17 protein-coding genes are annotated in these 20537 nt (G+C 72.9%); 11 read left to right on the top strand and 6 right to left on the bottom strand.

What is annotated here, in order from left to right:
* Nucleotides 1-57: 57 nt before the first annotated feature.
* The 3 genes from ABTX62_RS07180 to ABTX62_RS07170 all read right to left on the bottom strand — a co-directional run bounded on the left by ABTX62_RS07180 (nt 58) and on the right by ABTX62_RS07170 (nt 1893).
* A complete protein-coding gene (locus ABTX62_RS07180) occupies nt 58-240 on the bottom strand; it encodes a hypothetical protein (RefSeq protein ID WP_352115250.1) in 183 nt (60 codons plus the stop codon).
* A 215-nt stretch (nt 241-455) separates the two neighbouring features.
* Nucleotides 456-875, bottom strand: coding sequence for a CBS domain-containing protein (locus ABTX62_RS07175; protein WP_352115230.1), 420 nt, complete (start codon nt 873-875; stop codon nt 456-458).
* A gap of 82 nt (nt 876-957) precedes the next feature.
* On the bottom strand, nt 958-1893 hold the full coding sequence (locus ABTX62_RS07170) for a LysR family transcriptional regulator (protein ID WP_502997915.1): 936 nt from the start codon (nt 1891-1893) through the stop codon (nt 958-960).
* Between the two features lie 155 nt (nt 1894-2048).
* On the opposite strand from ABTX62_RS07170, the gene ABTX62_RS07165 reads away from it, so the two are divergent.
* Nucleotides 2049-2744 (top strand): type 1 glutamine amidotransferase domain-containing protein, encoded by a 696-nt coding sequence (locus tag ABTX62_RS07165; protein ID WP_352115229.1) that lies wholly within the window; start codon nt 2049-2051, stop codon nt 2742-2744.
* Nucleotides 2745-2761: 17 nt separating this feature from the next.
* Here the strand turns inward: ABTX62_RS07165 and ABTX62_RS07160 are convergent, their stop codons facing one another.
* Nucleotides 2762-5242, bottom strand: a complete 2481-nt coding sequence (locus tag ABTX62_RS07160) for a SpoIIE family protein phosphatase (protein ID WP_352115228.1) — start codon at nt 5240-5242, stop codon at nt 2762-2764.
* A 288-nt stretch (nt 5243-5530) separates the two neighbouring features.
* Between ABTX62_RS07160 and ABTX62_RS07155 the strand changes: the two genes are divergently transcribed.
* Entirely contained in the window at nt 5531-7687 is a 2157-nt protein-coding gene (locus tag ABTX62_RS07155; protein ID WP_352115248.1) for a SpoIIE family protein phosphatase, read from the top strand.
* A gap of 102 nt (nt 7688-7789) precedes the next feature.
* Here ABTX62_RS07155 and ABTX62_RS07150 read toward each other — a convergent pair whose 3' ends face one another.
* Nucleotides 7790-9163 (bottom strand): S1 family peptidase, encoded by a 1374-nt coding sequence (locus ABTX62_RS07150; RefSeq protein WP_352115227.1) that lies wholly within the window; start codon nt 9161-9163, stop codon nt 7790-7792.
* Between the two features lie 742 nt (nt 9164-9905).
* On the opposite strand from ABTX62_RS07150, the gene ABTX62_RS07145 reads away from it, so the two are divergent.
* From ABTX62_RS07145 to ABTX62_RS07105, 9 genes are all read left to right on the top strand, one after another.
* Entirely contained in the window at nt 9906-10121 is a 216-nt protein-coding gene (locus tag ABTX62_RS07145; RefSeq protein WP_352115226.1) for a type A2 lantipeptide, read from the top strand.
* A gap of 117 nt (nt 10122-10238) precedes the next feature.
* Nucleotides 10239-11045, top strand: coding sequence for an HlyD family efflux transporter periplasmic adaptor subunit (locus tag ABTX62_RS07140; RefSeq protein WP_352115225.1), 807 nt, complete (start codon nt 10239-10241; stop codon nt 11043-11045).
* On the top strand, nt 11042-13267 hold the full coding sequence (locus ABTX62_RS07135; protein WP_352115224.1) for an NHLP family bacteriocin export ABC transporter peptidase/permease/ATPase subunit: 2226 nt from the start codon (nt 11042-11044) through the stop codon (nt 13265-13267). Before ABTX62_RS07140 ends, ABTX62_RS07135 begins: the two co-directional genes overlap by 4 nt.
* A gap of 1 nt (nt 13268) precedes the next feature.
* Nucleotides 13269-16094 (top strand): NHLP bacteriocin export ABC transporter permease/ATPase subunit, encoded by a 2826-nt coding sequence (locus tag ABTX62_RS07130; RefSeq protein ID WP_352115223.1) that lies wholly within the window; start codon nt 13269-13271, stop codon nt 16092-16094.
* Nucleotides 16095-16379: 285 nt separating this feature from the next.
* Nucleotides 16380-17390 carry a Ppx/GppA family phosphatase gene (locus tag ABTX62_RS07125; RefSeq protein WP_352115222.1) on the top strand — a complete coding sequence of 337 codons (1011 nt, stop codon included), beginning with the start codon at nt 16380-16382 and terminating at the stop codon, nt 17388-17390.
* Nucleotides 17391-17404: 14 nt separating this feature from the next.
* Nucleotides 17405-17641 (top strand): hypothetical protein, encoded by a 237-nt coding sequence (locus tag ABTX62_RS07120; protein WP_352115221.1) that lies wholly within the window; start codon nt 17405-17407, stop codon nt 17639-17641.
* Nucleotides 17642-17805: 164 nt separating this feature from the next.
* Nucleotides 17806-18813, top strand: a complete 1008-nt coding sequence (locus ABTX62_RS07115) for an iron-containing redox enzyme family protein (protein ID WP_352115220.1) — start codon at nt 17806-17808, stop codon at nt 18811-18813.
* 21 nt (nt 18814-18834) lie between these two features.
* On the top strand, nt 18835-19491 hold the full coding sequence (locus ABTX62_RS07110) for a HemK2/MTQ2 family protein methyltransferase (RefSeq protein ID WP_352115219.1): 657 nt from the start codon (nt 18835-18837) through the stop codon (nt 19489-19491).
* The gene (locus tag ABTX62_RS07105; protein ID WP_352115218.1) at nt 19472-19678 is read left to right on the top strand and encodes a CDGSH iron-sulfur domain-containing protein; all 207 of its coding nucleotides are present in this window, start codon (nt 19472-19474) and stop codon (nt 19676-19678) included. Before ABTX62_RS07110 ends, ABTX62_RS07105 begins: the two co-directional genes overlap by 20 nt.
* Nucleotides 19679-19841: 163 nt before the next feature.
* On the opposite strand, the gene ABTX62_RS07100 is transcribed toward ABTX62_RS07105, so the two are convergent.
* Complete coding sequence (locus ABTX62_RS07100) at nt 19842-20276, bottom strand: protease inhibitor (RefSeq protein WP_283972718.1); 435 nt, start codon at nt 20274-20276, stop codon at nt 19842-19844.
* Nucleotides 20277-20537: the final 261 nt, after the last annotated feature.

The raw sequence follows: 20537 nt of genomic DNA, 5'->3' as shown, positions 1-20537 counted from the left end.
TGGTTGTGGATGCGCGCAGTTGCTCGGATCGTCACCGGGCTGCCCCGCGGGGAGGGGTCAGTCCTCACCCCGGACGATGTTCCAGTCCGCCCCGGAGCGCACCGTCCCGGAGGTACCCCGGTCCTCGACGGCCGGGAGGCAGGTCCGCAGCGCGGCCTTGCCACGCAGCCGGCGCGCCTTCGACCAGCCGGTCTCGTGCTGACGGACGACGGGCTTCTCACTGGTGTGCATGGACTCCACGACTCATCATCTTCCTTCTGCTTGCGCTCCGTTTCGAGTCCCCAGCGAAAAGCCGACGAAACCCGGCTCGCCCTGCCTGCGCCGCGCTCCCCGGCCCTCTCCTCCCTGGCAGGAGTTCGGACAGTGGGTTCAGTGATCGTGGTGCGGCGGACGTACGACGGTCCCGCGCACGACGGGGTGCGCGGGACCGTCCGGTGGGTCCGGGTCGCCGCGGGTCAGGCGTTGGGACGCGCGGCGCTGATGTCGCCGAGCGCCGAGTCCGGGTCTCGCTCCATGGCCATGTCGCCCAAGGAGACGATGCCCACGGGATGCCCGTGGTCGACGACGGGGATGCGGCGCACGGAGTGCTCGCGCATCAGCTCCACCGCGTGCCCCAGGTCCTCGTCGGGACCGACGGTGACCAGGTCGTCGCTGCACGCCCCGGCCACGGTGGTCTCCTCCGGGTCGCCGCCCCGGCTGACGGACCGGACGACCAGGTCACGGTCGGTGACCAGGCCGCGCAGATCGTCGCCGTCCGTCACCAGAACGACTCCGAGATCTTCGTCGCGCATGATGCGCGCCACTTCGGCGACAGAGGTCTGCGGCCCGACGGTGACAGGGTCGCCGGTCATGATGTCGCGGACATGCTGAGCCATGACGTTCCTCTTCCCTCTTCCTTCGGCTGGTGGCGGTTTCTCCGTCCTGTGCCGCGTCGGGTACCCCGGTGGGCCCGCGGTGTCACCAGGTACGGCCGGCCTTCAGCAGACGGTCGCGGACGAGGGTCACATGCGGGTTCCCCGAGGCGCCCGGCCGCTGGACGAGGAAGCCGGTGTTGATCGGTACGTCCTCCGGGGCCTGCAGGAGCACCAGAGCACCGGACGCCAGCTCCCCGGCGCACAGGTAGCGCGGCAGCACACTGAAGCCGGCACCGGCGGTGACCAGTGCCAGGACGGCCCTCAGGTCCGGTACCGAGACGGCGGCGCGACACGTCAGACGCCGGCCGAAGACGTGCCGCCAGTAGCGGCGCACGATGGGCAGGTCCTCGGCGTACGTGATCAGCGGGATGTCGTGCAGCGCGGTGGGGCCGTCCGCGACGGGGCGCCGCGCGATGCGGTCGGCCCAGACGGGGGCGGCGACCAGGACGAACTCCTCGTCCGTGAGAGGCACGGCGGACAGTGTGCGGCCGCGGGGCCGGGCGGTGGCGATCACCAGGTCGTGGCGGCCGGCGCGCAGTTCGTCGAGCAGGGGCTCGGTCAGTCCCAGGGAGACGCGCAGCCGCACGCCCTCGGTGACGAGCGGGGCGAGGGCGGGCAGGGCCCGGGCCGACAGCAGTTCGGCGGGTCCGGCCAGGTGGACCGGTTCGGCGCGTGACTCCTCCCGGGGACCGTGGCCGGTGGCCTCGGCGAGGGCGTCGAGCGGGGCCGCGACACGGGCCGCGAGTTCTTCGGCCACGGCGGTCGGGGCGACGCCGCGCGGCAGCCGTTCGAACAGCTCACGGCGGGTCTGCCGCTCCAGCGTGCGGATCTGCGTGGTGACGGTCGGCTGGGAAAGGCCCAGCAGTTGCGCGGCGGCCGTGAAGGAGCCGGACCGGTAGACGGCCAGGAAAGTGCGCAGCAGGTTGAGGTCGGGCTGCGCGGGCGGGCCGGCCGCGCCGACGGGATCGATGGGCCTCACGCGATCCGACACTACCGCGCACCGCCATTGGATTTCCTATGGAAGCCATTGGTTCACCCATTGGAAAAACGGCGGTGCGGACGCCTACGGTCGTCATCGTCCGAGTCATCGCCGCGCTGTCCGACCGCGGCCCGTCCCCCTGGAGATCACCCACCATGTCGAAGATCCTCTTCGTCGTCACCGGAACCGACACCTGGACCCTGGCCGACGGCACCGAGCACCCCACCGGCTTCTGGGCCGAGGAGGCCGTCGCCCCGTACGAGGCGTTCCGGGCCGCCGGACACGAGGTCGTCGTGGCCACACCCGGCGGGGTCGAGCCCACCGTCGACCGGGCCTCCCTCGCACCGGAGGCGAACGGGGGCCGGGAGAACGCCGACCGGATCGCGAAGGCGCTGGAGTCCTTCACCGAGCTGCGGCGTCCCGTCCGTCTCGAGGACGCCCGGCCGGACGACTACGCGGCGGTCTTCTACCCCGGCGGTCATGGCCCGATGGAGGACCTCGCCGTCAACGCCGCATCCGGCCGGCTGCTCGCCCGGGCCCTGGAGTCGGGCAGGCCGCTCGGTGTTGTCTGCCACGGGCCGGCCGCACTGCTGGCCGCGGTCGGGGCCGACGGCGCGAACGTCTTCGCCGGCTACGAGGTCGCGGCGTTCACCAACGCCGAGGAGATCCAGGGCGGCCTCGCCGACCGCGCCCCGTGGCTCCTCCAGGACCGCCTCACCGAGGCCGGGGTGACCGTCCGGGCCGGCGAGCCGTGGGCCCCGCACGTGGTCACCGACCGCAACCTGGTGACGGGCCAGAACCCCGCGTCGTCGGCTCCGCTGGCGGAGGAACTGCTGAAGCGGCTGGGCTGAACTCCGGGGCGGTGCGGTCACGCCCCGGGGGGCGCCGGGCCGGTGGAGCGTTCAGCGGCCAGCGTCAGTTCCGCCCACACCTGTTTGCCGCCGCTGACCGGCAGGGTGCCCCACGTCGCGGCCAGCGCCTCGACGAGGAGGATGCCCCGGCCGCCGGTGGCCTCCCAGCCGATGCTGGTCGGCCTCACCGGCGAGCGGGGGGAGGCATCGGCGACGGCGATGCGCAGGCGGTTGTTGACGAGGGTGAGGTCCATGCGGACCTGCCCGTCGGTGTGCACCAGGGCGTTGGTGACGAGCTCGGAGACGACGAGGAGGGCGGCGTCCTGGTCGACGGTGACGCCCCAGGAGCGCAGGGTGCGGCGGGCGAAGCGGCGGGCGTGCCCGACGGCCTGCGGGACGCGCCAGACCGTCCAGCCCTCTCGCAGCGGACGCAGCTCCATGCCGTCGTAGCGCAGGAGGAGCAGGGCGACGTCGTCGCTGCGCGGGGCGTCGCCCAGGAGGGCGTCGGCGACCAGCCCCAGGTCGGCGGGTGCGGCGTCGGCCAGCCGCTCGGCGAGGTGGTCCATGCCGTCGTCGATGTCGGAGCCGGGCGTCTCGACGAGCCCGTCCGTGACCAGGGCGATCACGGTGCCGGGCGGGAGCCGGAGCGGGCTCATGGGGAAGTCGGCCCGGGTGACCACCCCGAGGGGCGGCCCGCCCTCGGCCTCCGCGATCTCGGTCCGGCCGTCCGGGTAGCGCAGCACCGGCGGCAGGTGCCCCGCGCGCACACACCACGCCGCGCCCTCCTCCAGGTCGACATCGACGTAGCAACAGGTCGCGAAGAGGTCGCTCTCCATGTCCATGAGCAGCCGGTTGGCGTGGGCGACGACCACGTCCGGCGGGTGCCCCTCGACGGCGTAGGCGCGCAGGGCGGTGCGCATCTGGCCCATGAGGGTGGCGGCGCCGGCGCTGTGGCCCTGGACGTCGCCGATGACGAGGGCGACGTGGTTGTCGGGCAGCGGGATGACGTCGTACCAGTCGCCACCGAGTTCGAGCCCCGCCGTGCTGGGCAGGTAGCGTGCGACGGCCTCCGCGCCCGGCAGCCGGGGCAGGCTGCGCGGCAGCAGCTGGCGCTGGAGCATGCCGACGAGTTCGTGCTCGGCGTCGAAGGCCCGGGCCCGCACCAGGGCCTGTCCGGCGAGTCCCGCGCAGGCGGTGAGCAGGGCGCGTTCGTCGGTGCCGAAGTCGTGCGGGGCGTCCCAGCCGATCAGGCAGACGCCGGCCATGCGGTTCCCGGCGGGCAGCGGCAGGACGGCGAGGCCGCCGGGGCCGACCTCGGCCAGGGCGCGTTCCAGCGGGCTGCCGGCGGGCCAGATGCGGGCCCGGCCCTCGCGCAGCGCGGCGGCGAGAGTGGGCATGGCGCGCACGGGCGCGTCGGGCCACTCGGTGCGCCACTCCGAGCGCCACAGCTCGGGCCAGGCCTCGGGTTCGGGCGGATCGAGGACGGTGACGACGAGCCGGTCGCTCTCCAGCTCGGCGAGCGCGATCCGGTCGGCCCTCAGCGGCCGGCGCAGCGCGGCCACCACGGCCTTGCCCACGTCGCGGACGGTGACGGCGGTGGCCAGCGCGGCGGCCAGACGCTGGACGCGCGCCACGTCGGTGACGTCGGAGCGCAGGGTGGAGACGTCGACGACCGTGCCCACGAGCCGGGCCGGGCGCCCCTCGCCGCCGGCCAGAAGCCGCCCGCGCAGCCGGAGCCACTTCGGCGGCCCGGCGGGCTGGAGCACCCTGAACTCCAGCTCCCGGTCGCCGATGGACATGTGGTCGGCCTCCACCACCGACATCAGCGAGGGCAGGTCCTCGGGCACGGTCAGGCTGAGCAGCGTCTCGATCCGGCCGTCGAACTCCACGGGGTCCAGGCCGAACAGGTCCAGCAGGTCGTCGCCGACCCGGACGCGGCCGGTGTCCATGGCGAGGCTGAAGGCGCTGGGCGGCAGGTCGCCGGCCTCGGCGGGCGCGGCCGGGGCGGTGAAGGCCACTGCCCCGGAGACGAGCTCCAGGCACCTGAGGTCGTCGGCGGCGAATCCCTCGGGGCGCTCGCTCACGGCCAGCAGGCAGCCGCCGTCCTCCTGCACGGGCAGGACCGTGAGGAAGAAGCCCCCGGACGGCACGCGCCGCGCCTGGGCGTGCTCGGCGAGTTCCGCCGGGCCCAGTGACACCGGCCGTCCACCGCGGTGGGCCTCGGCGACCGGGGACCGGCCGGCGCGCGGGTAGCTGTCGCGCAGCCCGTAGAGCGTCCTCGGGACACCGGCCGACTCCATCAGGCACAGCAGCTCGCCGTCCTCGCTGGGCGCGTACACCGCGGCGAACGCCGCACCGGCGAAGACGAGCGCCTGTTCGAGGATACGGCGCAGCCGGTCGGGCGACTCGTGATCGACCGCGATCGCCTTGAGGGCACCTTCGGCACGCAACGTTCGCGTTCCGCGCTCTTGGGCGCCCTGACTGACCACGTTGGCCATTACAGCGCTATTGGGACACCTGCGCAGCCCCTGTGGGCGTTCCGTGGACCGGCGCCGAACACCGGCGCTCGAAAGAAGCCGAACGTGTCTGACGCATGCGGTGCCACGGTGTTCTCGTGACAGGAGTGACGGTCGGGGCACGGCGAGTGGCTGGGCGCCCCCTGCGGGGTCACCGTGCCTGGGGCCGAAGGCAACCAACCGGGGGCGCCGCGGGACCGCTCGTGGTGCGGGACGGGCCGCCAGGGGGGAGATTTGTTCCTGGACCCGGTCGCGCGGCCGTGCGAGGAGGTGGTCGGCGTGTCCGACGGGCAGTCGTCCGCGCAGGCGCCGGCAGCCGCCAGGACGCCGGTCGGCCGTCCCGTGCTCTCCCTGGCTCTGGCGTCGATGATGGACGAGGTGCACGCCCACTCCGGCGCGGTGTACCTGATGGCGCAGGACCAGCCCGTACTGGAGATGGCGGTGATGGCCGGTCTGCCGCGGGCGTTCGCGGCGCCCTGGGAACGGGTGGGCCTGAACGCGCCGATCCCGGTCGCCGACGCCGCGCGCGAACGGCGGCTGGTGTGGGTCGGCGGCGAGGAGCAGATGGCCCGCCTCTACCCGCGGATCGCCGTGGTGCTGCCCTATCCGTTCGCCCTGGCCGCGGTGCCCGTCGCCACCGAGTCCACGGTGTACGGCGCGGTCTTCGTGACCTGGCCGGGCTCACATCCGGCGGAGATGTCCGACCATGAGCGCGAGCATCTGACCGCGGCCTGCGGCCGGCTGGCCGTCCGGCTGGAGCGGGCCGCCGAGCACAGCGTCCTGCCGCACCCCGAGACCGATCTGCTCGCCGCGCCCCTGGTGGGTGGCATGGCCGGCACGCTCGGCACGGTCGAGGCCGCCCGGATGGTGAGCCGGCTGCCGTACGGGCTGGTCTCGCTGGATCTGCACGGCCGGGTCGGCTTCGTCAACGCGGCGGCGGGCGAGCTGCTGAACGTGCCGGTCAGCCGACTGCTCGGCACCCAGCTGTGGGCGTCGGTGCCGTGGCTCAACGACCCGGTGTACGAGGACCGTTACCGGGCCGCTCTGCTCAGCCAGCACGTCACGTCGTTCGTGGCGCTGCGGCCGCCCGGCGAGTGGCTGTCGTTCCGGCTGTACCCGAGCACGACGGGCCTGAGCGTTCGCATCACCAGGTCCAAGGCCGTGTCGCAGATGAACCGGACCGCGCCGCCGCCGGACGGGACGCCGTCCCGGCTGGTCACCATCACACAGGTGCTGGACCTGGCCGGCGCGCTCACCGAGGCGGTGGGGGTGCAGGACGTGGTGCAGCTGGTCGCGGACGAGATCGCCCCGGCGGTGGGCAGTCAGGCGCTGGTCGTGCTGGGCTCGCGGGCGAACCGGCTGCGGGTGCTCGGACACCGCGGGTACCGGGACCCGCACCTGGTGGAACGGTTCGACGGGATGCCCCTGACCGAGCCGACACCCGGCACCCAGGTGCTGCGGACGGGCGTCCCCGCGTTCTTCGAGTCGCGGGAGCAGATGGAACGGCTGTACCCGGCGCGGGTCGCGACCCCCGACGGGTTCGCGGCCTGGGCCTACCTGCCGCTGATCGCCCAGGGCCGCCCGGTGGGGACGTGCGTCCTGTCCTACGCCGAGCCCCATCCGTTCCCGACGGAGGAGCGGGCGGTGATGATCAGCATGGCGGGGCTGATCGCCCAGGCGCTGGAGCGGGCGCTGCTCTACGACGCCAAGCACCGGCTCGCGCACGGGCTGCAGGAGGCGCTGCTGCCGCACTCTCTGCCGTCGCTGCCCGGCATCGAGGCGGTCGGCCGCTATGTGCCGGCCACGCAGGGCATGGACATCGGCGGCGACTTCTACGACCTGGTCGGCACCCGGGGGACGGCCGCCGCGGTGATCGGGGACGTGCAGGGCCACAACGTGACGGCGGCCGGGCTGATGGGGCAGGTCCGCACCGCGGTGCGCGCGTACACGACCGTGGGGCAGGCACCCGAGGAGGTCATGCGCAGCACCAACCGGCTGCTGCTGGACCTGGGGGCCGACCTCTTCGCCAGCTGCCTGTATCTGCGGCTCGACCCGGCGCGCGGGCGGGCCGTGATGTCCCGGGCGGGGCATCCCCCGCCGCTGCTGAGACGGCCGGACGGACGGGTGCGCGTCCTCGACCTGGCGGGCGGGCCGTTGCTGGGCATCGACGCCGCGGCGGTGTATCCGACGACGGAGGTCGCCCTGCCCCCCGGTTCGCTGCTCGTCCTCTATACGGACGGGCTGGTCGAAGCCCCCGGCACGGACTTCGAGGAGGCTCTCGCGGATCTGGGCGGGTGGCTGGCCGACGCCGGGGACCGGCCGCTGGACGAGCTGGCCGACAGCCTCGTCCACCAGGAGCGGCACCACGCGGACGGGGAGGAACGGCGCGACGACATCGCCCTGCTGCTGATCAGGGCCCTCGGCTGACGCCGCGGGCTCGAGAACGCAGGTGGGCCGGCCCGGTCCCGCCAGGAAGGGGGCGGAACCGGACCGGCCGCGTCGGACCGGCTGCCGACGGCTGAGCGGGGGTCAGCGGGACTCGGTCAGACCGGAGTCGTCCTCGCCGTCATGACCCGTGTCCTGACCGGCACCGGCTCCGGCACCCGCTTCGTCGCCTCCGGCCTGCTCACCGGCACCGGCACCCGCCTCATCACCGGCACCGGCTTCCGCACCGGCGCCTGCCTCTTCACCGGCACCCGCTTCGCCGCCCGCACCGGCTTCCTGGCCCGCGCCCGCTTCGCCGCCCGCACCGGCCTCGTCGCCGGCGCCGCCGCCCGCGGCACCGCCCGCGCCGAGGGTCGCGCCGACCGCTTCCAGGGCGGTGGTCACCGGCTGGAAGAACGTCTCGCCGCCGACCGTGCAGTCACCGCTGCCGCCGGAGGTCAGGCCGATCGCGAGACCGTCCTGGGTGAACAGCGAACCGCCGCTGTCGCCCGGCTCGGCACAGACGTTGGTCTGGATGAGGCCGGTGACGGTGCCCTCCGGGTAGTTCACCGTGGCGTCGAGTCCGAGGACCTGGCCGTCGGCGAGCCCGGTGGTGCTGCCCATCCGGAAGACCTGCTGACCGACGGTCGCCTCGGCGGCCTCAGTGATCTGGACCGTCTGGTTACCGGTGTTGACATCGCTGGGGGCCTGGGTCGCCGGGTCGTCGTACTTCACGAGTGCGAAGTCACCGGCGCCGGGGAAGGTCGACTGATCGACGGTGGCGATCGGCTGGCCGCCCTGCGTGTCGGACCACTCGTTGCCGCCGAGGGTGCAGTGACCGGCCGTCAGGAAGGCCGCTGAACCGTCGCCCGCGGTGACGTTGAAACCGAGGGAGCAGCGCGAGCCGCCCGCGAAGATGGCGTCCCCGCCGGAGACGAACGGCTTGAAGACGCCGGAGGACTTCTTGAGCGTGGCCATGCCGGAGCCGAGCTCCTGCACGGTGGATTCCAGTCTGTCCCACTTGGCGCCGGTCACGGTGCTGTCGGCGGTCACCAGCAGCTTGTTGGTGCGCGGGTCGATCGACCACGAGGTGCCCGCGATGGTCGCCTCGGACTTCAGCGTCGACGCCCCCTCCTGGAGCTCCGACCAGCTGTTGTCGACCTCGCGGACCTTCGCACCGGCCGCCTTCGCCTGCACGATCACGTTGTTGTTGTCGCCCGGCACGACGTTGACGACCAGCTGCTGGCCGGCACTGTCGTAGTAGGAGCCGCCGAACGCCTCGCCGAGGAGCCCGGAGAGCTGCGAGGCGAGATCCGAGGCGTCGCCCGCCTTCAGGGTCTTCGGCGCTGCCGCCGCGTCACCGGACGAACCGTCCTGGGAGGCGTTGGCGTTGGGGAGCAGGATCGCGGCCGCGCCGAGCGCCACCACGCTGCCCGCCGCTATCGCGGCCTTGCGCTTCGGAATTCGCTTGTGACTCAAACTTCTCTCCTCCTGGGGGACGGAGTACGTGCCGCCGTCCGGCAGCTTCTGGGGGGCGCCTGGATGGCTGTTGGTACGCACGGGCCGCACGGGGCGTTCAATTCCGTTTGCAAGTGATCCCTTCGCATCGCGGAATCGGCCAACTCCCGTCCTCCGTACGCCGGCCGCTCGGTCCGGAAGCGGCCTGCTCACACGGACCGGTCCGACGGGGCGGGTCCGGCGGTCTCGCGGAGGGCCATGGCCGGATGCCGCCTTTCAGACAGCGGGGTCCCGCGTCACAGCGGAACGGAACGCTCCGTATCCGCCCGGGAACGATCCGTTGTCATGACGGAGTCGAATCCCGGCTTCAGTGAATCTGCACATCGAATGCTCAACCCGGTCACCGAAAGAAGGGTTGTCCACACCCCGGCGGGGTGGGTCACGCCTTTGGGGCGGGAGTGCCGGATTCGCCGCCCGGAGAAGCAAGGGCCCGAACGCGCTGATGCGGTGCCCCATGTGAAGAACTCGCTCCCATGCGGTGTCCAGACCTGCACGGGTCGGTGCCGCTGAGGCGCAAGTTCCCTGGTGGGGCAGATGGTTGATTGGAAGGGCGGACCAGCAGCGTGCTTTGATCCATCGCACCGCGGGGGCCGCCCAGGGCATTCGGTGACGAAAGCCCGGCACTCGCGGTCGCGGCCGTCATCTGTCCCCAGAGGGGGCCGCTCCCCCCTTGTGAGATATCCATATGAAGGGAAGTTCCATCATGAACTCCACCCCCCAGGTTGAGACCGTCGAGATCGCCGACACCGAGCTCGACGCCGTCTCCGGCGGTCTGGCCGTGAACGCCCTGAACACCGTCACCGACACGGTGAACGGCATCGCTCCGGTTTCCGGCCTGGCCGACACGGCCGTCGGCACCGTCGAGGGTGTCACCGGCCTGAACACGGCCCCGGTCACCAACCTGGTCGCCGGTCTCTGATCGAGCCCCAGTGCCGTTGAGTCCCGGAGCCGCAGCCGGCGGTTCCGGGTTCTTCGGGTGCCGTGACGGCTTCCGTCGCGGCCGTCGGTACCTCTTCTACGGGTGAGGGAAGTCCCCTTGCAGTTCCGCCAACAGGCCCTCGCCAGGCTCCAGTCACCGGAGGAACTCGACCTGCCGGTGCGGTTCGCGCGCCCGCAGGGCTGGCTCGTGCTCTCGGTGACGGTGGTCGCGATGGCGGCCGCCTCGGTCTGGGCGGTGACCGGTTCGGTGACCTCCACCGTCAGCGCGCCCGCCATCCTCACGCACGGGCGGGGCAGTTACGTCCTCCAGAGCCCCGTCGCGGGCCAGGTCACCGCCGTGCTCGCGAGACAGGGCCAGCAGGTGCCCGCGGGCTCTCCCGTGCTCAAGGTCCGTACGGCCGAGGGCGAAGCGGTCGTGCGCACGCTCGACGCGGGCCGGGTCTCCGCGCTCGCCGCGACCGTCGGGCAGATCATCCGGACCGGCGCGAACGTCGCCGCCGTCGAGAAGGTCGCCCGCACCGGGGACCCGCTCTACGCGACCGTGTACGTGCCCGCCGCCAACGCCGCCTCCATCCCCGACGACGCCGCCGTGGACCTGACCGTGCAGTCGGTGCCGACGCAGGAGTACGGCGTGCTGCGCGGCCATGTGAAGTCGGTGGACCGTTCCGCCCAGTCTCCGCAGCAGATCGCCGCGTTCCTCGGGGACAGCCAGCTGGGCCGGCAGTTCACCGAGAAGGGCAGGCCGGTGGCCGTGACGGTCCGGCTGGACAGGTCGTCCGCCACGAAGAGCGGCTACCGGTGGTCCTCCGCTGACGGGCCGCCGTTCAAGCTGACCTCCATGACCCTGGCCTCCGGCTCGATCCGGCTGGCCGATCAGCGCCCCGTCGACTGGCTGCTGCCATGAGCGCCACCGCACAGGAGCCCCGGAGCAGGAGACGCGCCGCCCCGCCGAAGCGCAAGGTGCCCAAGGCCCGGGCGAAGACCGTCCGCACGCCCACCGTGCTCCAGATGGAGGCCGTCGAGTGCGGCGCCGCCTCCCTGGCGATGGTGCTCGGCCACTACGGCAAGCACGTCCCGCTGGAGGAGCTGCGCATCGCCTGCGGGGTCTCCCGGGACGGCTCACGCGCCAGCAACCTGCTGAAGGCCGCCCGCGGTTACGGCCTGACGGCCAAGGGCATGCAGATGGACCTGGCCGCCCTCGCCGAGGTGACGTCACCGGCCATCCTGTTCTGGGAGTTCAACCACTACGTCGTCTACGACGGCATGGGCCGCCGCTTCGGCCGTCGCGGCGTCTACATCAACGACCCCGGCAAGGGCCGCCGGTTCGTGCCCATGGAGGATTTCGACGGCAGCTTCACCGGTGTCGTGCTGGTGATGGAGCCCGGCGAGGACTTCACCCGGGGCGGCCGCAAGCCCGGAGTCCTGGGCGCGATGCCCGCCCGGCTGCGCGGCACGGCCGGCACGATGCCCGTGGCCGTGCTGGCGAGCCTGCTGCTGGTGGCGGTCGGCGCCGCGGTGCCCGCGCTCAGCCGCACCTACATCGACGCGTTCCTGATCGGCGACCAGACCTCGCTGCTCGGCGTGCTGTTCACGTCGATGGCCGCGTGTGTGCTGCTCACGGTCGTGCTGACCTGGCTCCAGCAGGCCAACCTGCTGCGCGGCCGCATCATCTCCTCCACGCTCTCCAGCGCCCGCTTCCTGCGGCATCTGCTGCGGCTGCCGGTGACGTTCTTCTCCCAGCGCAGCCCGGCCGACCTGGTGCAGCGGCTGCAGTCCAACGACGCGGTGTCCGAGACGCTGTCCCGCGACCTCGCGGCGGCGGGCGTGGACGCGGTCGTGGTCGTCCTGTACGCGGTCCTGCTGTACACCTACGACCCGCAGCTGACGTTCGTCGGCATCGGCGTGGCGCTGCTGAACATCGTGGCCATGCGTGTGGTGATCCGGCTACGGGCGACGCGCACGGCGAAGCTGCGCGCAGACACCGCCCGCCTCACCAACACCGCCTACACCGGCCTTCAGCTCATCGAGACGATGAAGGCGACCGGCGGCGAGGACGGCTACTTCCGCAAGTGGGCCGGGCAGCACGCCACCACGTTGGAAGAGCAACAGCGCCTGGGCGTGCCGAGCGCCTGGCTGGGCGTGGTCGCGCCGACCCTCGCCACCCTGAACAGCGCGCTCATCCTGTGGATCGGCGGCATGCGCGCGGTCGAGGGGCACATCTCGGTCGGTCTGCTGGTCGCCTTCCAGGCCCTGGTCACCCGGTTCACGGCACCGCTGACCCGGCTGAACGGCGTCGCGGGCCGCATCCAGGACTTCGCGGCGGACGTGGCCCGGCTGAAGGACGTGGAGAACTTCCAGGCCGACCCGCTCTACGGCCGCCCCGGCGCCGGCGAGTCCACCCGCCGCCTCCAGGGCCATGTCGAGCTGGAGAACATCACGTTCGGCTACAGCCCGCTCGACAAGCCCCTGCTCAGCGGCTTCGACCTGACGGTCGGCCCCGGGCAGCAGGTCGCGCTGGTGGGCGGCTCGGGCAGCGGCAAGTCCACGGTGTCCCGCATGATCTCCGGGCTGTACGCGCCGTGGGAGGGCGTGATCCGCATCGACGGGCAGCGCATCGAGGACATCCCGCGCGGGGCGCTGGCCGCCTCGGTCTCCTTCGTCGACCAGGAGGTGTTCCTCTTCGAGGGCACGGTGCGCGACAACGTGGCGCTGTGGGACCCGTCGATCCCGGACGACGCGGTGGAGGACGCGCTGCGTGACGCCGCCCTGTACGACGTGATCACCCGCCGCCCCGGCGGCATCCACAGCAGGGTCGAGCAGGACGGCCGCAACTTCTCCGGCGGGCAGCGCCAGCGCCTGGAGATCGCGCGGGCGCTGGTGCGCCGCCCGAGCATCCTGGTGCTCGACGAGGTGACCAGCGCCCTGGACGCCGAGACCGAGCAGGTCGTGATGGACAACCTGCGCCGGCGCGGCTGCGCCTGCGTGGTGATCGCGCACCGGCTCAGCACGGTGCGCGACAGCGACGAGATCGTCGTCCTGCAGCACGGCACGGTCGTGGAGCGGGGACGGCACGAGGACCTGGTGGCCCGTGGCGGCGCGTACGCGGCACTGGTCAGGGAGCGATGAGATGACGGCCGTGCACGAAGGGCACGACGGCGACCTGGTGCTGGGCGCCTTGGGGCAGTTGGGCTCGCGCATCGACTGCGCCGGGTTCAACCGCCTCGACCTCGAAGGCCCGCAGGTGCTGTGGCTGGTCGCGTCCGGGGCCGTGGACCTGTTCGCGGTCGACGCCGGGCAGCAGGGCCACTGGCATCATCTGGGCCGGCTGGAGGCGGGCTCGCTGGTGCTCGGCCCGGTGCCCGGCCCGCAGCACACCCTGGTGGCCCGGCCGCTGCGGGACTGCGTGGTGCACCGCGTCGGCCTGCGCGAGCTGTACCAGCCCGCCGACACCACGACCTGGTCGTACGACGCGTACGGCAACCCGCGGTACGTGCCGCCGACGACGAGCCCGCTGGAGTACGCGCTCGCCCTCGGCGTCGGCCGCAGCCTGTCCATCCTCTTCCAGGCGCCGATGGCCACCGAACGGGCCGCGGCGCCCACGGACGACGACGTGTTCTGGATGCAGGTGCCGCCCGGCAGCGTCCAGTACGGCTCGCTGTACGGCGCCGAGGCCGCGGCCGACCTGCTGATGGACCCCGCGCTGTGGCAGTCCATGGTCGACCAGCAGTACCGGCTGCTCACCACGCTGGACCGCTGGATCGAGCAGCTGGAGCGCACCCACGAGACGCGCACGGCGGAGGGGATCAAGGCCGGTGAGGCGGTGCGCGTCCAGGCCGACCGGACGCTGCTCGCCTCCATCGGCACGCGTTCCTCCCAGCGCACCACCGCGGCCGACGCGGACGCCACCTACGCGGCCTGCAAGCTGGTCGGCGAGGCCGCCGGGATCCGCCTCACCGAGCCGGCCCGGAAGGACACCGGCGGCGACCGCCTCGACCCCGTCGAGCAGGTCGCCCTGGCCTCCCGTGTCCGTACCCGGGCCGTACGGCTCGACGGCCGCTGGTGGCGGGACAACGTGGGGCCGCTGGTGGGCCGGCGGGTCCTGTCGGGCGCGCCGGTGGCGCTGTTGTGGCGGCGTGGCGGCTATGTCGCGGTGCACCCCTCGACCGGTCGTGAGACGCCGGTCGAGAAGGCCAACGCCGAGGAGTTCGAGCCGCGCGCGGTGATGTTCTACCGTCCGCTGCCCGAGCGCGGGCTCAGCCCGCTGAGGCTGCTGCGGTTCTGCGTACAGGGCATGCGCGGCGACCTGACCGGTCTGCTGCTCAGCGGTCTGGTCACGGTGGCGATCGGCGCGCTCGTGCCCGTCGCGACCGGCCAGGTGCTGGGCGAGTTCGTGCCGAAGGCGCAGACCGAACTGATCGTGCAGGTGTGCCTGGCGGTGATGCTGAGCAGCGTGGTGGCGGCGGCCTTCATGCTGTTGCAGAACCTGACCATCCTGCGGCTGGAGGGCCGGATCGAGGCCACGCTCCAGCCGGCGGTGTGGGACCGGCTGCTGCGGCTGCCGACGAAGTTCTTCACCGAGCGCTCCACCGGTGAGCTGGCCAGCGCGGCCATGGGCATCAGCGCGATCCGCAGGCTGCTGGCCGGAGTCGGGCCGACGGTCGCCCAGTCGGTGACGGTCGGCGCGATGAACCTGGGGCTGCTGCTCTGGTACAGCGTGCCGATGGCGATGGCCGCGATCGGCATGCTCGTGGTGATCGCGGCGGTCTTCCTGGGGCTCGGGTTGTGGCAGGTGCGCTGGCAGCGGCGGCTGGTGGTGCTCTCCAACAAGCTGAACAACCAGGCGTTCCAGACGCTGCGCGGTCTGCCCAAGCTGCGGGTGGCCGCCGCCGAGAACTACGCGTACGCCGCGTGGGCCTCTCAGTTCGCGCGCAGCCGGGAGCTCCAGCAGAAGGTCGGCACCATCAAGAACCTCACGGCGGTGCTGGGCGCGGTGTACCTGCCGTTGTGCACCCTGCTGATGTTCATGCTGCTGGCCGGTCCGGCCCGGGGCTCGATGTCGGCGGCCGCGTTCCTCACCTTCAACACCTCGGTGACGATGCTGCTGACCTCCGTCACCCAGCTGACGGGCGCGTTCGTCTCGGCGGTGGCCGCGCTGCCGCTGTTCGAGGAGATCAAGCCGGTGCTGGACGCCACGCCGGAGGTGCGTACGGCCAGCACCCGGCCGGGTCCGCTGACCGGGGCGATCGAGGCACGGCGGGTGTCCTTCCGCTACACGGACGACGGTCCGCTGGTCCTGGACGACGTGTCGTTCGTGGCGCGGCCGGGCGAGTTCGTCGCGATCGTCGGCCCGAGCGGCTGCGGCAAGTCGACGCTGCTGCGGCTGCTGATCGGCTTCGACCGGCCCGTGTCGGGCAGCGTGCTGTACGACGGGCAGGACCTGGCGGCCCTGGACCAGTCGGCGGTGCGCCGCCAGTGCGGGGTCGTGCTCCAGCACGCGCAGCCGTTCTCCGGCTCGATCCTGGACGTCATCTGCGGCACCGAGCCGTACACGCCGGAGGAGGCGATGGCGGCCGCCGAGATGGCCGGTCTGGCCGAGGACATCAAGCGGATGCCGATGGGCCTGCACACCATCGTGGCGGGCAGTGGAGCCGTCTCCGGCGGGCAGCGCCAGCGGCTGATGATCGCCCAGGCGCTGATCCGCCGACCGCGGATTCTCTTCTTCGACGAGGCGACCAGCGCCCTGGACAACGACACGCAGCGCACGGTCATCGAGAGCACCAAGACCCTGCACGCGACCCGGATCGTCATCGCCCACCGGCTGTCGACCGTGATGGACGCCGACCGGGTCGTGGTGATGGAGGAGGGCAAGGTCATCCAGCAGGGCCCGCCCGCGCAGCTCCTGGCCGACACGAGCGGCCGCCTGCACGAGCTGGTCCGCCGCCAGCTGGCGTGACGCAGGGCACTCCCCCGCAGCCCCTGGTCCTGCGGCGCTGCTGCCGGCACTCCCGGTCGTCCCGGGATGCCGTTTCTCGTGCGATCCCGCCTCCCCCGGCCCGGCGTGCCCGGACGGGCCGCACGAGTCCGGCACCGGCGTGGCGCGTGCCGGAGCGGGAAGCGCCGCCGGTGGCGGACATGCGACCGTCAGGAGCTGCGGCGGCCCCGCCGTCCGGTGGCGCGTCCTCGCCGGTGCGGAGCGTGCGGTCTGTTGGCGGGCCCCGTATGTGGGTACCCACCGCCCATGCGAATCAGCGTGGTGGACGTGGGATCGAACACGGTCAGACTGGTGGTCGCGGACGCGGCGGGCGGGGTGCCGCTGCCCGTGCACACCGCCAAGTGGCGGCTCAGGCTGTCCGAGCAGGTCCCACCGGGGGGACCCATCCCGGAGCAGGCCGTGGCGCAACTCGTCGACGCGGTGGCCCAGGCGAGCAGAACCGCCGCCAAGTGGGGCGCGGCGGGCCCGCTGGCGTTCGCGACCGCCGTGGTGCGCAACGCGCCGAACCGGCACGAGGTGCTGCACACCGTCCGGGCCCGCACGGGCGTCGACCTGTGCACTCTGCCGGGCGAGGTCGAGGCCGAGCTGACGTTCCTCGGGGCGCGGCGCTGGATGGGCTGGCGCTCGGGCCCGCTGGCCCTGTTCGACGTCGGCGGCGGCACCCTCGAAGTCGCCTTCGGGCGCGGCCGACTGCCCGACTTCGTGGCGTCACTGCCGCTGGGTGCGCGGCGGCTGACGCACGAGTTCTTCGAGGACGGGGACCCGCCCTCGCCGGAGCGGGTGCGGGCCCTGCGCCGCAAGGTCCGCCATCAGCTGCGGGACGTCGCGGCACGCATCCGCTGGGAGGGCCCGCGCACCGCGGTCGCCACCTCCCGCACCTTCCAGCAGCTGGGGCGGCTGTGCGGCGCGGCACCCGGGCGGCACGGCCCGTTCGTGGACCGGCAGATGCGTCGCTCGGACATGCGCGCGGCGATCACGCAGCTGGCCGCCCTGCCCGCCGCCGAACGCGCACATCTGCCCGGCATCTCCGCACCGCGCGCCGCGCAGAGCCTGGCGGGAGCGGTGGTCGGGCACACCGCGCTGAAGCTGACCGGGATCAAGGCCGTCACGGTCTGTCCCTGGGCGATCCGCGAGGGCGTGCTGTTGCGCCACATCGAGGACGGCCCCTCCTGGTGGGCGGAGGTCGTGCGCCGCAGCGAGGCGGCGGCTCCGGCGGACCCGGTGCCGCTGCGCATCGCCTCCTCCGCCACCAGTTGAACACCCACTCCGCCATGAGCGGACGTACCGAACGCAGGAAGGAGACCGCCGTGTCCGAGCACAAGGATCACGACCGGGACGAGGACCAGCACACCACGCCGCCCACGACGGCGCTCGAAGAGGTGTTGCGGGAGGTCGAGGAGGCCGAGACCCGCACCCGGGACTCCGCCGACGAACGCCGCCACCGGGGCGAGGCCGGCGACGCCACCACCCCCAATGCCCGAGCGCAGGAGGAGTCACAGGGCGACTGACGGGGCCGGTCGCGGCCGCCGTGCGCAACGGACACCGCGCGGGAGGTCACCCGCCCCGTCGGGCGCGCTCGCGCATCAGGCCCGGGCCACCGGAGGCGGCCCGGGCGGCTGCGCCCGCGCGACGGGGCGGGTGACCTTCGCCGCCGGGCGGGTACCCGGCGCGCATGGAGCACGAAGGACCACGACTGCCCACCCCGCGCGGCCCGCTGAGCAGGGGTGTGGACGCCCATCTGCGGGGCGCGGGCCGGCTGCCCCGCCCGGAGGACGTCGCCCGGGCCGAGGTGTACGGCGACGACCTCCAGCTCGCGCTGTACCTCTGTTACGAGCTGCACTACCGTGGCTTCGCGGACGTACCCCCCGAGCGCGAGTGGGACCCCGACCTGCTGCGCGTCCGCGCGGCCATGGAGCACCGCTTCCTGTCCGCGCTGCGCACCGACGCACACGCCCACGACACCGTGGACGAGGCACTGGCCGACCTGCTGGTCGAGCCCGTCGACGGCACCGGCGTCAGCCACTTCCTGCGTGACGAGGGCGAACTGTGGCAGTTGCGCGAGTACGCGGCACAGCGCTCCCTGTACCACCTCAAGGAGGCGGACCCGCACGCCTGGGTCCTGCCGCGGCTGTACGGGCGGGCGAAGGCGGGAATGGCGGCGGTGGAGTTCGACGAGTGGGGCGGCGGCCGCGCGGACCGCGTGCACGCGGCCCTGTTCGCCGACCTGATGACGGACCTGGGCCTGGACACCACGTACGGCCGCTATCTCGACGCCGCGTCCGCCGAGGCCCTGGCGACCGTGAACATGATGTCCCTCTTCGGGTTGCACCGGGCCCTCAGGGGCGCCCTGGTCGGCCACTTCGCGACGGTGGAGATCACCTCGTCACCGGGGTCGCGGCGGCTCGCCGAGGCGATGCGCCGCACGGGCGCCGGTCCCGCCGCCGAGCACTTCTACGACGAGCACGTCGAGGCGGACGCCGTCCACGAACAGGTGGTGCGTCACGACGTCATCGGCGGGCTGCTGGAAGAGGAGCCGCATCTCGCCGCGGACGTCGCCTTCGGCATCGACGCCACGGAGTTCGTCGAGGAACGCTTGGGCACCCGGCTGCTCGCGGACTGGCGTGCGTCCCGTTCGTCACTGCGTGAACCGCTGGCGCGGGAAGCCACTCATATCTCCTGATGGCCGGGGTACCCGGCGTCTGTGATTGCACTGGTACCCCCGGGCGTGTACGCCCCGCAGGAAGACACCGAGCTGCTGGCCGGTGCCCTGTCAGACGAGCCGTTGCCCCCTGGCACGGAGGTCCTCGACGTGGGCACCGGCAGCGGAGCACTGGCGCTGGAGGCCGCGCGCCGGGGCGGCCGGGTGACCGCTGTGGACGTGTCCTGGAGCGCCGTATGGGCCGCCCGGCTGAATGCCCGGCTGGCGGGGCTCCCGGTCCGCATCCGGCACGGGAACCTCTTCGACCCCGTGCGCGGAAGGACCTTCGATCTGATCCTCGCCAATCCGCCGTACGTGCCGGCGCCGGACGGTCATCGCAGGCCACCGCGTGGCGCGGCCCGGGCCTGGGACGCCGGCGACGACGGACGCCTGGTCGTCGACCGGATCTGCCGTGAGGTGCCCGGCCTGCTGCGCCCGGGCGGAGTGCTGCTGCTCGTGCAGTCGGCGCTCAGCGGCCCGGACGTGACCGTCGGACAGTTGCGCGCCGCCGGTCTGAAGGCCGCGGTGACCCGTCGGCACCGGATCGAGTTCGGGCCGGTGCTGCGCGGCCGGGAACGCTGGCTGCGGGAGCGGGGGCTGCTGCCCGCCGCCGATGACAAGGAAGAGCTGGTGGTCGTCCGTGCCGAACTCCCCGTCTGACCGGTCGGCGGCGGCGCGTCGTGTCGCCGTCCAGCGCAAGGGTCCGCTGCTGATGGAGGGCCCGGTGGAGGTGGAGCTGGAGGACGGCTCCGTGGTCACCTCCGACCGCTTCCGCGTGGCCCTGTGCACGTGCCGCCGCAGTCGCCGCTACCCGTGGTGCGACACCAGTCATCGCGACCGGGCATGAGGCCCCGGGCGTAGCAAGCCCAGGAGCCGGCGGGCGGCCCCACTCCGCCCGCCGGCTCCCTTGCGCGAGATCGCGCGTTCCCGTGACAACGGCCCGGCTCCCCAGCCACGGCCCGCTGCGCTTCACGGACTCAGCGCGATCCCGGTCTGTGGGCCCGGCCCTCTCAGAAGGAGAAGACGCCGGTGCCGTAGGCGTTCTTCATGCAGTCGTTGGAGAAGGTGCGCTCGTAGGAGACGCGCTGGCCCTGCCAGACTCCGTCGACGGTGACGACCACCGGGTCGTACTGCTTGGTGCACATCACGCCCTCCTTCGCCTTCAGGGCGTCGAAGTCCCCGCCGACGCCGCGCAGTTCCGCGCAGGCCGGGCCGGCCGCCGGGTGCGTGCCGGCGGGCGTCGGGGCACAGGTCAACGTGACCGCGCGTTCCGGAGTCGCTGTGTTCGCGCTCTCACCGTGGCCCACCGTGAGGACGAGGGCCGACGGGGCGTAGAGCGCGGTGGGGGCCTGACCCGGGGCGGCGAGTGCGGCCCCGGAGAGAGGGCCGCAGACGGCGGTGGCCGTCAGGCCGAGGGTCATGGCCCAGCGCGCGGTGTTCCGCATTGTGTGCATCCTTCCGCATCGATTACAGGGGGTGCCGGCCCGTGCTCGATCGGTGCCCGGAGCGGCGAGCGCGAGTCTGCCGAGTCCGCCGCGGAAACACACATCGACCCCACGGGTTTCAGTAACATTGCGTATTGAATCAGTGGCGCGAAGCTACGGAATCCGCCTGGCCGAAGCCCGTAACTGGGCGGCCGTCGGAGGCACGAAGCGGCCAGATGGCCGAATTCCAGGTGTCCGTTAATCGGCCTGAAACATTCCGAT

The organism is Streptomyces sp. NPDC096046 (assembly GCF_040303285.1).
Classification (GTDB): Bacteria; Actinomycetota; Actinomycetes; order Streptomycetales; family Streptomycetaceae; genus Streptomyces.
Note: the sequence above shows the minus strand (reverse complement) of the source record. Positions and strands in the feature narration are given on the sequence as shown.

What these genes read in the sequence shown, in the direction of transcription:
- ABTX62_RS07175 (WP_352115230.1), bottom strand. Translation starts at nt 875, where the DNA reads ATGGCTCAGCATGTCCGCGACATCATGACCGGCGACCCTGTCACCGTC.
- ABTX62_RS07165 (WP_352115229.1), top strand. Translation starts at nt 2,049, where the DNA reads ATGTCGAAGATCCTCTTCGTCGTCACCGGAACCGACACCTGGACCCTG.
- ABTX62_RS07160 (WP_352115228.1), bottom strand. Translation starts at nt 5,242, where the DNA reads ATGGCCAACGTGGTCAGTCAGGGCGCCCAAGAGCGCGGAACGCGAACG.
- ABTX62_RS07145 (WP_352115226.1), top strand. Translation starts at nt 9,906, where the DNA reads ATGAACTCCACCCCCCAGGTTGAGACCGTCGAGATCGCCGACACCGAG.
- ABTX62_RS07135 (WP_352115224.1), top strand. Translation starts at nt 11,042, where the DNA reads ATGAGCGCCACCGCACAGGAGCCCCGGAGCAGGAGACGCGCCGCCCCG.
- ABTX62_RS07130 (WP_352115223.1), top strand. Translation starts at nt 13,269, where the DNA reads ATGACGGCCGTGCACGAAGGGCACGACGGCGACCTGGTGCTGGGCGCC.
- ABTX62_RS07125 (WP_352115222.1), top strand. Translation starts at nt 16,380, where the DNA reads ATGCGAATCAGCGTGGTGGACGTGGGATCGAACACGGTCAGACTGGTG.
- ABTX62_RS07120 (WP_352115221.1), top strand. Translation starts at nt 17,405, where the DNA reads ATGAGCGGACGTACCGAACGCAGGAAGGAGACCGCCGTGTCCGAGCAC.
- ABTX62_RS07115 (WP_352115220.1), top strand. Translation starts at nt 17,806, where the DNA reads ATGGAGCACGAAGGACCACGACTGCCCACCCCGCGCGGCCCGCTGAGC.
- ABTX62_RS07100 (WP_283972718.1), bottom strand. Translation starts at nt 20,276, where the DNA reads ATGCGGAACACCGCGCGCTGGGCCATGACCCTCGGCCTGACGGCCACC.